The sequence below is a fragment of the Streptomyces olivochromogenes genome, from assembly GCF_001514115.1.
GTDB classification, from domain to species: domain Bacteria; phylum Actinomycetota; class Actinomycetes; order Streptomycetales; family Streptomycetaceae; genus Streptomyces; species Streptomyces olivochromogenes.
The window spans coordinates 12,931-28,082 of sequence record NZ_KQ948468.1; the positions used below are offsets into that span (position 1 = coordinate 12,931).

The 15,152-nt window shown below is 69.1% G+C and carries 10 protein-coding genes and 1 pseudogene; 4 read left to right on the top strand and 7 right to left on the bottom strand.

The window, feature by feature from the left end; translation table 11 throughout:
• Positions 1-6: 6 nt before the first annotated feature.
• From AQJ27_RS36850 to AQJ27_RS36870, 5 genes and pseudogenes are all read right to left on the bottom strand, one after another.
• Positions 7-2,922 carry an AfsR/SARP family transcriptional regulator gene (locus tag AQJ27_RS36850; protein WP_067379103.1) on the bottom strand — a complete coding sequence of 972 codons (2,916 nt, stop codon included), beginning with the start codon at positions 2,920-2,922 and terminating at the stop codon, positions 7-9.
• 741 nt (positions 2,923-3,663) lie between these two features.
• Positions 3,664-3,987 (bottom strand): annotated as a pseudogene (locus AQJ27_RS36855) (DDE-type integrase/transposase/recombinase); the annotation flags it as partial.
• A 409-nt stretch (positions 3,988-4,396) separates the two neighbouring features.
• On the bottom strand, positions 4,397-5,122 hold the full coding sequence (locus tag AQJ27_RS36860) for an SDR family NAD(P)-dependent oxidoreductase (RefSeq protein WP_067378607.1): 726 nt from the start codon (positions 5,120-5,122) through the stop codon (positions 4,397-4,399).
• Positions 5,123-5,601: 479 nt separating this feature from the next.
• A complete protein-coding gene (locus tag AQJ27_RS36865; RefSeq protein ID WP_067378610.1) occupies positions 5,602-5,832 on the bottom strand; it encodes a hypothetical protein in 231 nt (76 codons plus the stop codon).
• A gap of 121 nt (positions 5,833-5,953) precedes the next feature.
• Positions 5,954-6,559 (bottom strand): TetR/AcrR family transcriptional regulator, encoded by a 606-nt coding sequence (locus tag AQJ27_RS36870; RefSeq protein WP_067378613.1) that lies wholly within the window; start codon positions 6,557-6,559, stop codon positions 5,954-5,956.
• A gap of 124 nt (positions 6,560-6,683) precedes the next feature.
• On the opposite strand from AQJ27_RS36870, the gene AQJ27_RS36875 reads away from it, so the two are divergent.
• From AQJ27_RS36875 to AQJ27_RS36890, 4 genes are all read left to right on the top strand, one after another.
• On the top strand, positions 6,684-7,142 hold the full coding sequence (locus AQJ27_RS36875) for a cupin domain-containing protein (RefSeq protein ID WP_067378616.1): 459 nt from the start codon (positions 6,684-6,686) through the stop codon (positions 7,140-7,142).
• Between the two features lie 46 nt (positions 7,143-7,188).
• Positions 7,189-7,998, top strand: a complete 810-nt coding sequence (locus tag AQJ27_RS36880) for an alpha/beta fold hydrolase (protein ID WP_067378620.1) — start codon at positions 7,189-7,191, stop codon at positions 7,996-7,998.
• 34 nt (positions 7,999-8,032) lie between these two features.
• Positions 8,033-9,451 (top strand): DHA2 family efflux MFS transporter permease subunit, encoded by a 1,419-nt coding sequence (locus tag AQJ27_RS36885; RefSeq protein ID WP_067378623.1) that lies wholly within the window; start codon positions 8,033-8,035, stop codon positions 9,449-9,451.
• Positions 9,452-9,682: 231 nt separating this feature from the next.
• Positions 9,683-11,248: a protein kinase domain-containing protein gene (locus AQJ27_RS36890; protein WP_159064476.1), complete on the top strand. Its 1,566-nt coding sequence runs from the start codon at positions 9,683-9,685 to the stop codon at positions 11,246-11,248.
• A gap of 565 nt (positions 11,249-11,813) precedes the next feature.
• Here the strand turns inward: AQJ27_RS36890 and AQJ27_RS36895 are convergent.
• Together AQJ27_RS36895 and AQJ27_RS36900 are read right to left on the bottom strand one after the other, a co-directional pair.
• Positions 11,814-13,274, bottom strand: a complete 1,461-nt coding sequence (locus AQJ27_RS36895) for a HupE/UreJ family protein (protein WP_079065519.1) — start codon at positions 13,272-13,274, stop codon at positions 11,814-11,816.
• Positions 13,271-14,440, bottom strand: coding sequence for a DUF3500 domain-containing protein (locus tag AQJ27_RS36900; protein ID WP_235613713.1), 1,170 nt, complete (start codon positions 14,438-14,440; stop codon positions 13,271-13,273). Before AQJ27_RS36900 ends, AQJ27_RS36895 begins: the two co-directional genes overlap by 4 nt.
• Between the last annotated feature and the right edge of the window lie 712 nt (positions 14,441-15,152).

Below are 15,152 nucleotides of genomic sequence, written 5' to 3' on the forward strand. Positions count from 1 at the left end.
CTGGTATCAGCAGACCGACGTCATCGGTCTGCCCAGGATGGCAACGATGTCGGCCCGTACGGCAGCGGCCCCGCTGTGGTCCAGGATCCGCTCCCGAATCCTGGCCGATTGCGAGTAGTACTGGACGGCCTGTTCCACGCGACGCAGGTGGGCATAGACCCGGCCGAGGTCGTGCAGCACATACCCCTCTCCGACCAGGTCGCCGCTCGCCCCGACCATGGCGAGGACCTCGAGCAGGGTCCGTTCCGCCGCCTCGTACCGCTGCTCGTACATCAGCATCTGGCCCAGCCGCCGCAGTGCGAGGGCTTGGCCACGGTCGAAACCGGCTGACCGGCAGATCCCGAGAGCCTCGTCGAGATACGAACGGGTTCGCGCGAAGTCCGCTCGCCGCATCGTGATCTGTGCCATCTCGCCCAGCACGTACGCCCGGCCGATGACGTCCTGCGCCCGCGCGAAGTTGCGCTCGGCGATCTCGTAGAGGGCCAGCGCCCGATCGTCGTCACCGTGGTGCCGCTCGATGCGCGCCAGGTCACGCAGGCACAGCGCTTGGCCACTCAGCTCCCCCATCCGCTCGAAGATCTCCAAAGCGGTGCTGAGGTAAGGGCGTGCTGCCTCATGCTCGCCCCGGTACAGGTGCAGGGTCCCCAACGAGCCGAGTACCGCCGCCTGGCCCCGTTCGTTGCCGGCCTCCTGTACCGCGGTCAGCGCTATCTGATGTGTGCGCTCCCAGAGCTCGGGATAGCCACGGGCCTCGAAGAGCGTCACCAGAGTCGTGGCCAGCTCCCAGCACAACTCGTCCAGCCCGGACCGGGCCGCCAACTCGACCGCGTTCAAAAGGTTGGTCTGCTCGCTCTCCAGCCACCCGAGCGGGTCGCGAAGGCATCGCCGGACATGCTCCTCCGGCGGATGCCACCGTTCGCCCCGGCCCGCCACGATGGTGTACGCACCGCCGTAGATCTCTTTGTGCGCCCTCTCCGCGAGCGCCATCCAGCCACCGACCATACGCCGGACCGCTCCGGCGCGTTCTGCCTCGGGAATCTCCGCGGGCAGCCGTTCGTGCACGAACATCCGTACGATCTGCGGCAGTCCGCATCGGAACTCCCCGCCCTGGTCCATGGCGGTGCTGTCGAGGAGCCGCATGTCGATGAGCGGCTCCAGCAGGTCAGCGGGGTGCGGTGTGCGGTCGTCGATGAGGGCGCCACCCAACCAGCTCGGAATCTCCGTCCCCTCGGCCAGGCTGATCAGGCACAACAGGCGACGGTCGGCCGCCGCCAGGCCGTCGTAGCTGAGCGAAAGGCTTGCCCGGATGGACAGTTCACCGTGTGCCAGCTCGTCCAACCGGCGGTGCTCGTTCTCGAGCCGGTGCCACATGGAGGTCAGTGACCAGTGCGGGCGCGCGGCCAGGCGCGCGCCGATGATGCGCAGCGCGAGGGGCAACCCTCCCACCAAGCGTATGAGGGCCCGCGCCGCCTCCCGCTCGTTCTCCACGCGGTGCTCTCCGATGATCCGCCCCAGGAACTGGATGGCCTGTTCCGGGCTCAGCGGCTCCAAGTCGAACCGGCGTGTGCCCGGCAACGCCGTGAGCTGGCCGCGGCTGGTGACCAGCACCCCGCTGCTGCCGGTTCCGGGCAGCAGCGGCATCACCTGCGACTCGCTCACCGCGTCGTCCAGCAACACCAGGATCCGGCGATCGGCCAGCAGACTGCGGTACATCTCCGCGCGCTCGTCGAGCGCATCGGGTATGGCCTGGCCCGGTACGCCCAGCGCTCGGAGGAACCGCCCCAACGCCTGGGCGGGGCCCACCGGTTGTCCGCCCGGCCCTCGGAGGTCGCAGTAGAGCTGTCCGTCCGGGAAGTACTCGGTTGCGAGTCGGTGCGCCACGTGCCTGGCCAACGTGCTTTTGCCGACACCAGGTCGACCAAGCACCAGGACCACGTTCAGCAGCCCCTTCTCCTGCCCCTCGGTGACGGCGTCGCAGACCGCTGAAACGATCCTGTCGTCGGCTACGAGGTCGCCGATGTCGGCGGGAAGTTGCCTTGGGGTGACGACCGGGTCGGGCTCGGCACTGCGCTCTTGAACCGCCTCGGAGAGCGGCGTCGCCGCGAGAGAACGCGGTTCGGCCGGTTCGGCGAGTGCCAGGTCGGCGTCGTGGGTCAGGATTGCCTGCGCCAGGTCGCGCAGTTCCCTTCCCGGGTCCAGGCCCAGTTCCTCGGTGAGCATCGCGCGGCCCTGGTGGTAGGTGTCCAGCGCCTCCGCCTGCCGGCCCGAGCGATATAAGGCCACCATGAGATGCCCCCGCAGCCGCTCGCGCAGCGGGTGGTTGGCGACAAGGTGCTGCAGTTCGCCGACCAGGTGCTCGTGACGGCCGAGCTCCAACTCCAGCCGCATGCAGGTCTCCACCGCTTCCAGGCGGCTCTCGTCCAACTGCGCCGCCGTGCCGGCCAGCCCTTCACTGGGTACACCGGCCAGGCACCGGCCCCGCCACAGGCCTATCGCCGGGCGGAGCGTGTCCACCGCAGGCGCCTTCAGACCATCACGGGCCAGGGCATGCGCCTCTGATACCAGGCGACGGAAGTTGCCGACGTCGGTCGCATCCTCCGGCGCGCTCAGCATGTACCCACGAGCGCGGGTCTCGATGGTGGCGTCGACTCCCCCGTCCGACAGCGCCTTGCGGAGCCGGGAGACGCAGATCTGCACCTGGGTGCGTGCGGTCTTGGGCGGATCGTGAGCCCAGATGACATCCACCAGATAGCTCGTCTCCACCACCCGGTTCAGTTCCATTATCAGAGCCCCGAGAACGATCTCCTGTCGCCCCGGTGCCACATACACGGCACCCCGCTCGCCTCTCACCTCAAGCGGCCCTAGCACCCGGAAAGAAGCCGCCGCAACGCCACTGCCGTCGTAGCCTACCGAGGCTGTCATGTACACCCTGTTTCTGTGGTACCCGCCAGGCCATGTGATCTGGCTCTCGCAATTGAGCAGCGGAACTCACGCCGACCTGGCTACTCAGTCGCAACCGTTGGCCAACGCAAGTGCTGCCCCAATCAGGTACATGCACGCCTGACACTAAAGGTTCCATGACTGGTCATGGATATGGCGAGGCCGCTTGGGGCGACGTGCCGTGCTTCTCGGGGCACTTTTCATGGCACATTCGGCCAGGCCATTGACCAGTACGGTGGATTGGCCGCGTGGGCGATACGCTTCGACGGACAGTCGCGAGGTCAGGACATCCCCGCACCTGGGATGCGTGTCCGCCCCGTCCGGGCCCTCTTTGAGGGTCTCCCGCGCAGCCGCCTCAGCGCGACCACGAGCGCCCGGTGCACCCGCCGGCGCGAACCGGTGCGCGACAGCGACCCCACGAGGCCGGCACCGGCACCCGTGACAACTGTCACGCGGCCTGAACATCAGCGCCTCAAGCAAGCGTCGCAGCAGCGAACGTGTGGGACCGGGCGGCGATGAACAGCACTGGAGCGGAGGCGAACGGGGCCATCGAGGCGTTGTCCCTGGACACCATCATCCCGGGCGCCGTACCGCGCGGGTTCGACGCCTTATTACGCCAGCGGGAGAGGCAGATCGGCGACGGCTTCCCACAACCGACCTACGGCCCGGCCACGATCGGTGACTTCCGGGTCAGGGCCCGCGCCACCAGGGTGAGCGACGTGGGCCCTTGTGCGAGCGGTGCTCCACCGAGGGCATCACCGTGCGGTGGGCGGCGCTGTCACTGCGGAACTCGTCGGTGACGATCATCCTCGGCCCCGACCGGGTCTTCTTCAGCGGTTTCCGGATGAAGCGCCTGGCCGCGGCCTCGTCGCGCCGGTTCCGCAGCAGGACGTCGAGCACGTTCCCGTCCTGGTCGACGGCCCGCCACAGGTGCTTCTGCACTCCGTTGTTCTTGACGAAGACCTCGTCGAGATGCCGTTTGTCGCCCGGCCTCGGACGGCGCCCGCCCAGGGGCGCGGCGTAGGCGGGACCGAACCGGCGCGTCCACCCCGACCAGACGGATAATCACGTCATCGGAGAAAGCCCTCCTCACCCTGACCTGACAACGTCCCAAGAGCTTGTGCGAAGGAGTGGCTGCCGACCTCACTGACTGTGACAACGGCGCGGCCGTGGGTGGGAGTTCGGCACCCCGCAGACGGATCGATGAGCTGCGGGGTGTCCCCGTCGGCGCTCGGCCGGCGGCTCCCGGCCGAGCCCGAGTCGGCGTCGGTGGATTCCTCCGCTCCCCGAACGAAACAGCCGACGCCTACAGCGACGCCCCGAGTTCAGCGCCGCTCTCTTGTTCGAGGACTCTGCTCACGCGCCCACTGCGGCGAGAGACAGCGTCCGAAGGCGCTCGGCCGCGTTCGGGTCAAGTGCGAACGGAGCTACGCCGCCTGAGGAGGTTCCCACTGCCTCAGGTGTCAGTACCCCCGCCTCGTTGCAGTCCTCGAAGTAGCGACCGCATGCCCTCCACCTGGGGAGAGGTCGCGACCAGCACGCTCGTCGCGGCGCCTTGGGCGGTCGTCTTGAACCGGAACGGCGCGCCGCGGATCTCCCCGGGCTCCCCGGCCTCCGCGAGGGTGCGCAGATGCGCGGCCTGTTCCGGGTCCATGTGGCGAGACAGGTTCGTGTCCATGATCACGCCGGGGTGGACGGCGTCGGCGGTGATCCCGTCGGCTGCCCAGTGGCTGGTCGCTCCGACAGCGAAGAGGACGTTGGCGGTCTTCGACTGCCCATAGGCCGGCGACGGGTCGTACGGGCGGGAGCTGAAGTCGACGTCGTCGAACTCGACCGGCGAGGCGTGGTGGCCGTGGGAACTCAGCGACACGAAGCGCGCGTTGTCGGCTGCCGCGAGCACGTCGTGGAGGCCGAGCGCGAGCGCGAAGTGGCCGAGATGGTTGGCCGCGAACTGCTCCTCCCAGCCGTCCGGCGTGAGATCGAGCGTCGGCAGCGCCATCACTCCGGCGTTGTTGACCAGGATGTGCAGCGGCGCGGCTCGGTTGCTCGTGAAGGCGGCGATCGACGCCTGGTCGACGAGGTCGAGTCGTCGTACATGGACGGCGTCGTTGCCGGTCGCCTTGCGGATGTCGGTCGCGGTGCGCTCGCCGGCGTCCGTGTTGCCGACCGCCCACCTGAACACATGAGGGAGGCTCTGCGTGGTGGTGGAATATGAGCCTACTGCCCTTGACCACGTCGCCGATAATAACGCGGCATCGAATCGCGTCCAGCTCATCCGCTTTCCTTTCATATTAACGAGATCTTCGCGTTCGCATAGATGAAGTATCGTGCCGCGAGCTCAAGTAAGAGCTTTCCCGTGCCCTCGACAATCAGCCGACCGGCAGCACGCCAACCCGACCCGCCCGCCATGGAGACTCTCCGGTACAGCAGTGTCAAGTAGTTAATCGGACCCCTGACCCCGTCGGCGTTGCTGTACGGAGAATTGGCGCGCAGATCACAACTCTCCCGCTGCAATTTCGGCAAGTAGCCGGCCGAGAAAGCCGTCACGTGTTTTCGAGCGCAGCGCTGAGTGGCTTTTACGGACCCCCTGTTCCGTCCGGAAGAGAGAATTTCTGGAATCCGACCCTGCCGTGGAAGTGATCGTCGTCGGACATCGGGAGGTCACGGGCGGGCTCCGTGCGGGGGTGCCTCGTCCTGGGTGCCGCCAGTGAGGTCGGCGAGGCGGCGCCACTCGGCGTGCGGCGGGGCCTCGTTTCCCTCTCCGCTGATGATCTGCAGGGCCAGGTGGTCGGCGCCAGCGGTGTGGAACTCGGCCGGTCGAGTGCTGATCGCGTCGTCGGCGCCCCAGGCGACGAGCGCGTCGACCAGACGGTCCGCAGAGGCATGAAGCACGCGATGCTGGAGGTCAACCGGGACGGCAGTGCTCCTTACCAGTGCACTGCGACCGAAGGTGGAGCCGTCACCGGCGCACAGTGACCGAAGAGAGCCGAGCGATTCCGACCGCGCCCCACCACTACGCGATCGCGCGCACGGCGGCGGCGGTCAGGGTGGCCGCGGTCCGCACGGCGCTGGTGATGGCCTCGTCGGGGTCGAGCCCGCACAGATCGGTGAGGGTGAAGAGCGCCTCGGCGCTCACGACCACCGCGAGGTCCCGCTTGAGCTGGGCGAAACCGTCCGGATCCCTCGCGCCGAGCGTGTCCTCCAGAGGGAGGAGCGCATGGTCGATGAGCCCGAAGCGAACGCCCGGTCGCGTGGGCACCGTCTCGGGCCGGGTGATGGTGGCGGCGATCATCGCGCGTACCGAACCCTGGCGGGCGAGGATGCCGCGGAGGAGGAACTCGCAGGCGAAGGAGACGCGTTCGACGGGGTCGGCGGAGTCCGCGACCGGCGCGAGCGCCTCGGCGGGGGGCGGCCAGACGCCGGCCAGGGCCTCGCTGATCAGCGACGGCAGGTCGGGGAAGTACCGATAGGCGGTGGCCTCGGAGACGAGGGCCGCGCGGGCGACCGCGGGCATGGTCACCTCGGCGCCCGTGCCGGTCAGATCCCGGGCGGCCGCCACGATCGCCGTTCGCGTGCGCTGCTTCTGGTTGGTGCGGCCGGTACCCGCCTGCGCCGTCATCGTGGGACTCCTCCTGTTGACTCACCCGCATTTTAGCAGCCGCCCCTCGTCGTGAGAGTTGACTTGCATTATGGCACCTGACTCCTCTAATGTCATGAGAGTCAACTCTCACGAAGGAGAAGCAATGAGCACGGTTTCCGTGGTCGGCCCGGACGACGGCGAGACCATCCAGCTGGGCCCGACACAGATGCGCATCCTCGAGGACGGCAGCACCACCGGGCACCGTCTGGGAATCGGAGAGATCACCATCGCCCCACACACCCAGGGGCCGCCCCAGCACCGTCACGCCCAGCACGACGAGGGCTTCTACGTCGTCTCCGGCACCGTGCACTTCACCATCGGGGAGACGACCCACGTGGCCCCGGCCGGCACGCTCGCCATGATCCCGCCCGGCGCCCCGCACACCTTCGCCAACCTCGGCGACACGCCCGCGGTGATGCTCAACACCTTCACGCCCGACCTGTACGTGCAGTACTTCCGCGACCTGCGGAACATGATCGCGGGCGGTCAGGAACTGACCCCGGAGTCGACCGTCGCGGTGATGAGCCGCTACGCCACCGTCCCCGCGACCGACTTCGCCTGACGGCAACCCCCTTCCCTCCCGACACAGTCCACTTGAGGAGCACCGAATGACCCGCAGCACCCACACGCTCACGCTCGACCAGGGCACCCTCGACGTCACCGTCGACCTCTTCGGGCAGCAGGGGCACCCCTTCCTGCTGCTGCACGGAGGCGGCGGCCCGGGGACCGTCACCCCGTTCGCCGGCCTGCTGGCCGAGCAGCGTCCGGCCAGGGTGTTCACCCCCGTCCACCCCGGTTTCGACGGCACGGCCCGCCCCGAGTGGCTGACCGACGTCACGACCCTGGCCCAGGTCTACGCCCAACTGCTCGACGTACTCGACCTGCGGGACGTCGCCGTTGTCGGCAACTCGATCGGCGGCTGGATCGCCGCCGAACTCGCGGCCCTGGGCAGCGACCGGATCAGCAGCGTCACCCTCGTCAACGCGGTCGGCATCCCCGTCCCCGGCCACCCGATAGCCGACACCTTCTCGCTGACGCCCGTCGAGCTGTCCCGTCTCTCCTTCCACGACCCCTCGAAGTTCCGCTTCGATCCCAGCAAGCTGACCGAGGCGCAGCGCGCGGTCATGGCCGCCAACCGTGGCACCCTGCAGCTCTATTCGGGTCCGCACGCCATGGCCGACCCCACTCTGACCGACCGCCTCGCCAAGATCACCCACCCGACCCTGGTCGCATGGGGCGCAAGCGACCAGGTCGTGGACGCCGACTACGGACGCGCGTACGCGCAGGCCATCCCCGACGCGGAGTTCCGTCTGCTGGAAGGCACCGGCCACATGCCCCAGACCGAGACGCCCGAGCAGTTGCTCCCGGTGCTCTGGGACTTCGCCGAGGCCCACGCCACCGACCGGCCGCAGCACTGACCCCGGGAATCCGACCCCGGGAAAGGGGACCGACGTGTCTCAACCCGACCGCGGCAGACCCTCGTTGATCCTGGCCGTCTGCTGCCTGAGCGTGCTCCTGGTCAGCCTCGACACCACCATTCTCAACGTCGCCCTGCCCTCGATACAGGAAGACCTGCACAGCTCCGTGTCGGGCCTGCAGTGGACCCTCGACGCCTACACCATCGTGCTGGCCTCGCTGCTCATCCTGGCCGGCTCCACGGCCGACCGCGTCGGGAGACGGCGCGTCTTCCTCCTCGGGCTCGTGTTGTTCACCGGCGGATCGGCGCTGTGCAGCCTGGCACCGTCGCTGGACTGGCTGATCGTGTTCCGCATGGCGCAGGCGGTGGGCGGCTCCATGCTCACCCCGGTCGCCATGGCCATCCTCGCCAACGCCTTCCCCGGGCCGCGGGAGCGCGCAAGGGCCATCGGCGTGTGGGGCGGGGTGGTGGGCGTCAGCATGGCGGCCGGGCCGATCCTCGGCGGCGTACTGGTCCAGACGGCCGGGTGGCGGTCGGTGTTCTGGCTGAACGTGCCGATCGGGCTGGCCGCGCTCCTGCTCACCGCGCTGTTCGTCCCTGAGTCACGCGCGCCACGGCCCCGCAGGGTGGACCCGGTGGGCCAACTGCTAGTGATCACCGCGCTCGGCACACTGACGTACGCCATCATCGAGGCACCGGGCCGGGGCTGGGCCTCCCCCGCCATCGTGATCTGCCTGATCACCGCGGCCGGCGCGCTGGCCGCCTTCGTCCCCTACGAGAAGAGACGCGACGAACCGCTGGTCGACCCGCGCCTCTTCCGCAGCGCGCCCTTCAGCGGGGCGACGGTGATGGCGGTGTGCGCCTTCACCGCACTCGGCGGCTTCCTGTTCGCCAACACCCTCTACCTGCAACAGGTGTTGGGGCTCAGCGCGCTGAGTACCGGGGTGCACCTGTTGCCGATGGCGGTGCTGTCGCTGGTGTGCCCGCCACTGGCCGGGCGGATCGTGGGCAGCCGCGGCCCACGCGTCCCGCTGCTGCTCGCCGGAGCCGGCATCACCGCCGGCGGCCTTCTGGCCGTCCCCGCCACCCGATCCGCCGACCGTTCGGACATCCTGCTCTACGCGGCGTACGCACTGTTCGGACTGGGCTTCGGCTTCGTCAACGCGCCCATCACCCACACGGCGGTCTCGGGCCTGCCGCGCGCCCAGGCCGGGGTGGCCGCCGCGATCGCCGCGACCAGCCGCCAGGTCGGCGCCGCGCTCGGCATCGCGGTGACCGGCGCCGTGATCGCCGCCGGGGTACGCCCGGCCGCCTGGTGGATCATCGCCGGCTGCGGTCTGGCCATCCTCGCCCTGGGCATCCTGACCACCGGCCCCTGGGCAGCCCGCACGGCCGAAGGAAACGATCCGTCCGAACGCGTCCGCGTACCGCGCAATCTCCTGGACGCCCGTTGACACCCCCTGTACAGATCATCACGGTCAGCGGCCTTCCCACCGCGGCCTCGACGGAGAGACAGCCGGACACCCGAAGAGCATGGGCCGTCAAAACCCTTTCTTCACACGCGAGTTGACGTCATACGGTCACGATTCGCTCCGCTATGCTCAGCCCCGAACGAACGAGCAAGCGAACGAACGACGACCGATCGAACAACGGCCGGCGGGCGCCCAGTCCACCGGGAAGGAAACGTGAGAGAGCGCGTGATACCCGGAGATGGCGATCACCAGGCGGCGACGCGTTCGGAACACGGCTCAGGGCGGCTGATCGCCGGTCGGTATCTGCTTCACGACGTTCTCGGCAGGGGCGGGATGGGCACGGTCTGGCGCGCCCACGACCAGCTGCTGGACCGCCCGGTCGCGGCCAAGGAACTGCACATCCTCACCCAGGGCGACGAGGAGCAGCGCGTACGGGTGCGTCGCGCGGTCCGTGAGGCGCGCGCGGTCGCCCGGGTGTCGCATCCCCATGTGGTGGGTGTCCACGACCTGGTCGAGTCCGAGGACCGGCTCTGGATCGTCATGGAACTCGTCGAGGGGCCCTCGCTGGCCCACCGGATCGCCGCGAGTGGGCCGCTGACGCCGCAGCACACCGCCGCCTTGGCTGTCCAACTGCTCGACGCGCTGGAGGCCGTGCACACGGCCGGCACCCTGCACCGTGATGTCAAGCCCGCCAACGTCCTGCTGCGCCGCGACGACAACGCCGTCCTCACCGACTTCGGTATCGCGGCCCTGGACGACGGCGAGTTCCTGACGACCACCGGTGAACTGATCGGCTCCCTCGAGTACATGGCACCCGAGCGGGTGATGGGATCGCCGGTCGGCCCGGCCTCCGACCTGTGGTCCCTGGGCGCGACCCTCGCCACGGTCTGCGGCGGGCAGTCCCCGTTCCGCAGACCGGCACGGCCCGCGACGCTGCACGCGGTGGCGTACGAGGAAGCCGTCCTGTCGGAGCGGCTCGGCCCACTGCGCCCGGTCGTCGAGGCACTGCTGCGCAAGTCCCCCGACGAGCGGCCTTCGGCGGCCACCGCGCGTTCCGCGCTGCGGCGCGTCGCGGCGGGAGAGGCGGACGCCGGGCCCCTGCCGTCACCGACCGTACGCGTGTTCCAGCCTTCTGCCGCGTTGACCGACGCGGACACCGTGACCAGCGGCCAGGGGCCACTCGTCCCGGCCGGGGAGCCCGTACCGACGGCCCTGCACACCACGTCGCTCAGGCCCGCGCCCCGGCAGTCGTCCCGCCCGAGGGGCCCGAAGCGGCTGTGGTGGGCACTGGCCGGTACGGCGGTGCTCGCGGCGGGCGTCGGCGGCAGTCTCTTCCTCACCGGGGTGCTGCCGCTCAAGAAGGACCCCACGACGGCGACCACCAGTCAGGTCGTCCGGTCGACAAGCGGCTGGCAGTCGGTGACCGGACTGACCGTCCAGCAGGGAGACCGGGTCACCGTACGGTTCGTCTCCGGAGAATGGACGGTCGACTACCGGAACAAACCCGTGACCGGGCCGACCGGCTACGACGCGCTCACGGACCAGTCACTGGACGGGGCGAAGAGCTGCAAGATCAAGCCTGCGGCGCCGTTCGGCACCCTGCTGGCACGCCTCTCCGACAGCCAGGACGCCCCCATCCACACCGTCGGGCGGAAACTGGCCTTCCGGGCAGCTCAGAACGGCCCCCTGCAACTGGGGATCAACGACGCCGCCGGGTCCTGCTCCGAGGACAACAGAGGCACGCTGACCGTAGAGGTGAGCGTCACACACCAGCCTTGACGGGCGGCTGCTGAGCACCGAGCGCATGAATCCCGTCGTTGAGCCCGTCAATCTCTTCTCCTGCGGGTCGACCTCGGCCTGCAGCCGGTCAGCGTTCTCCGTGCGCCCCGTCACAGCTCCAGGCTGCGTCGAGGGAGGCGTTCGAAGTCTCAACTCACCAGCTCAAGAGCCTAGTTGGCTCCCCGTCCTGCCGCACTCGACCTCCCTCACGCCCTGGTCGACCTGGTATACCTCCGCAGGCACGACCTGGCGCCCTCGCCCGACTCGGTGTCGGCTTCGCGTCTCCGCTGCCTCGTGGCTCATCGGCGCGGCGGGCGAGGGCGAGGCAAACACCACATCGTGGTGCAGGGGAACACCACCGCCACCCCCGGGCCGGCGAGCACGACGGCCGACTGCGCAGCCCTCTGCCCACTGACATTGCCGCATACCCGGTACCGGCGGCGGGACGGGGCTCAGCCTCTCAACTGCTCGGGGCGGCCCCGGATCGCCGGTACCAGCTCGACCACAGCACTGAGCGCCGCGGCATCGCCGCCCTCGCCATGGACGCCTGGCATCGCGCCAAAAACTATCCACCAGCAGATCTCGAGTCGCCCAGCACATGACCGGCGTGTTCGCGCGGGTTGCGTGAGAGCTCCGATCCAGGCCCGGCCTCCGGCCGCGGCTCTGGCCGTAGGCGGACACCATCGCCCCGTTCGGACAGCGCGCGTCGGCGGGTGGCCAGTGTCCAGCCGACGGCGGCGACCGCGGCCAGCACGAGGGTGGCCAGCATCAGCGTGGTATGGGCTCCGGCACTGTCGGCCGCCTGGGCCAGCGGGTTGGGCGCACCGAGCCGGTCGACCAGCCAGCCGAGGGCCGCCGTGCCGGTGAGCAGCGCGCCGCCCACCCGCAGCGTGGGCTGTACCCGCATCCGCGCGATCACCAGCAGCGAGGGCAGGGCGAGGCAGACCAGCAGAAGCTGCACCAGTTCGATGCCCAGGTTGAAGCCGAGGAGACTGAACACGAGCTGTCCGGTCGCCAGATGCATCTCGGCGAGCACGAAGGAGAACGCCATGCCGTGGCCGAGGCCGAAGACGCCGGCCACGACCGCTTCGCGGTCCGGGAACAGGGGGCGGATCGCGTGTACGGCGCCGACGAGGATGCTGGCGGCGATGAACGCCTCGACCGGCCAGCTGGGTATCTCCAGGCGGCTGAGGGCGGTGGCGACCAGCGCCAGGGAGTGGCCGGCGGTGAAAGCGAGCGTGATGCGGCCGATGCGCCCGAGCGCGGCGCGGGCGCCGACCAGGCCGTGCCAGCGTCCCCCGGTGGCGCGCAGCGGTGCGGGCAGGAGCAGGATGAGCAGGAACAGCAGATGGTCGGTGCCGGTGAGGATGTGGTTGCCGCCGAGTTCCAGCATGGCGACGAAGCCGCGCCAAGCGCTCCCCTTGCCGAGGTCGACGGTCAGCGGCTGGACGCTCATGTGCCGGACGTCGAGACGGATGGTGCCGACCTGGGTGGCGCCCTCGCCGCTGACGCGGCCTGCGGCCCAGTCCTGTCGTACCGACACCAGCGTCACGTGGGTGACGACCTGATGGACGATCACGTCGTAGTTCAGGGTGAAGTGCCGTACGTCACCGCCGGCCGGCGGGGTGAGCACGGCCTTGGCGACCAGCTCGCGGTACGGGCCGGTGGAGGTCTGCTGGGTGCGGCTGAGGCTCAGCGCGCCGATGCTGACCTGCCAGGCTTTGCCCTTGAGGGACGTCGGGCGGATGTGGCGGCCGAGGTAGGCGCGGACGGCCGTGGCCTTGGCGGGCAGGGCCGACGGTTCGGTGTCGGTCAGATCGATCCCGCTGGCCGTGGCGAGGTCGCCGACCGGCAGTTCCAGCCGCGCGGTGACGGAGGCCTTGTACACGTCGAGCTGGACCACTGAGTGCGGCATCGGGTGCGCGGCGGCCGGCGACGCTCCGAGCAGGAGCGCCGCCGCTACCACGATCGCGATCCCGGCCACCCGGCGAAGTGCTGTGGTCAGCCAAGTTCGCGGTCGGGTCATGAGAAGGTGAACTCGCTGCCGTAGTCGCGGGTGTGGTCGCGGTACACGGTGTGGTAGTGGATCTGGTTCCGGTACACCACGCCGTTCTGGCAGACGAACTCGACCCACACGCCGGGACCGTCGATGCGCACGTAGTCGCCCTGAGTGTCCAGGCCGGTGCCGCCGGAGTAGGCGACGTAGGTCTCGTTCAGCTCATGCTCGTACGTCTTCATGAGCTTCTTCGCGGTGGCGTCGTCCACGTTGGCGACCCAGGGGTGGATCGCCTTCTGCACCAGTTGCTTCTGCTTGGGCGACAGCGAGCTGACCTTGATGCCTTCCTTGGTCTCCGGGAACTGGCCGTCCTCGCCCGGGCCGAGGAGCACGTCGCTGAACGACGCGGACAGCTTGGCGGTGGCCAGCTGCTCCGTGCTCAGGCTGCCGGTCAGCGCGAGCAGGCCGTTGCGCTGCTTCTCCAGGGGCGAGTACGTGGTGCCGTCGTCGTCGGTCCAGGTGGTCGGCTCGACCCCGATGAAGAAGGGGCTGGCGCCTGCCACCTTGCCCTTCTTGTAGGTCTCGTTCACGGCGAGGTGGTGGCCGCCGAAGTGCAGCTGCCAGGTACCGTCCGCCGAGGGGGTGCCCAGGAACGCCAGGAAGTAGACCCCGCTGCCGTAGCCGCCGAGACCGCCTCCTCCTGGGCCACCGGACGGCGGCGTGCCCGTCGGGACGTCGGTGGCCGTCGAGCTCGGGGCCGCCGTGGCGGACGGGTCCGCCGAGGCCGTGCTCGACGCGCCGCCCGAGGGCGCCGGCCCCGCGGAGCTGGTGCTCTGCGCCGAGTTGAGCACGTCGTCGGCCTTGATGATCTGCGTGATCTGGTCGTACCCGGTGCCCTTGCCGGTGCCCGTGGCCAGCTTCACCACCTTCATGGCGGCGGCCAGTTGAGTGTCCGTCAGGGAGCTGAGCTGGATGCCGGGCCGGCAGGACGAGCCGCACGGCAGGTTCGACCAGGCTGTCGCGTTCGCCTGAGAGAAGTCCAGCAGTACCTTCGCCTGCTGGTCGGCGTCCAGCGTGTTCAGGAACGCGTTGGCCGCACTGACCACGGCACCGACGCCGGTTGCATGCTTGTCGACCGGGCGCTTGACGCCTGCGGCCGATTTGGCTGCCGGCACATCCGTCGATGCATTTGCCACCGCATATCCGCCGCCGACCAGCACAATTGCCGCGACGGCGCCGGCTGCGCCCCGCCAAGTCCGTCGTATGCGTACTCGACGGGTTCTTTCTCTACTCACGAACCACTCCTTCAATACTGGAATGACATCCCGGTCACGCGGACGGCATGAATCAGCAGAGTTCGAGAACACTGCATTCCTACGTATACCGGACATTTCCGCATGCCCTCAGGTCACTGTCGGCGCCTACGGGCAGGGGTGAAGCCGCGACGGGCACCTGATCGACCGCCCGTGCGATTGTTGACAATAGTATCGACACTCTCACCGAAATCTCAATGCATCACCAGGCGAAAAAAACATTCTTGAGTCGCACTGCAACGTGACGTAAATTCACGGAATTCGCTTATGGATTTGACAGGCTGCTCTTATGGCGTGAATAGAGTTTCCTGCTATTTCGGATAACCCCTTCCGCAACGGCACGGGAGCCTCGTGCGTCGCGGACACCGACCCGGACCCGCCGACCGGACCGCCGCGCGCCCGTCCTTGAGCGCGCCATGGTCGCTGTCGGAAGCTTCGTGCCGCTCGCCGTGACCGGGCGTGGTCGGGTCCCTCGCGGTGCCGCTCGCGTGGCCTGATCGGGATCCGGACGGCCGGCATGACTCAGCCCGACGTCAGGGCCGACCGCGCCACGCAACCTGGGTGCAACCCAACCTGGTGTTGGCTGAACACCACA

Coding starts and splice junctions, on each gene's coding strand:
- AQJ27_RS36850 (WP_067379103.1), bottom strand. CDS start 2,922: ATGACAGCCTCGGTAGGCTACGACGGCAGTGGCGTTGCGGCGGCTTCT.
- AQJ27_RS36870 (WP_067378613.1), bottom strand. CDS start 6,559: ATGACGGCGCAGGCGGGTACCGGCCGCACCAACCAGAAGCAGCGCACG.
- AQJ27_RS36875 (WP_067378616.1), top strand. CDS start 6,684: ATGAGCACGGTTTCCGTGGTCGGCCCGGACGACGGCGAGACCATCCAG.
- AQJ27_RS36880 (WP_067378620.1), top strand. CDS start 7,189: ATGACCCGCAGCACCCACACGCTCACGCTCGACCAGGGCACCCTCGAC.
- AQJ27_RS36895 (WP_079065519.1), bottom strand. CDS start 13,274: ATGACCCGACCGCGAACTTGGCTGACCACAGCACTTCGCCGGGTGGCC.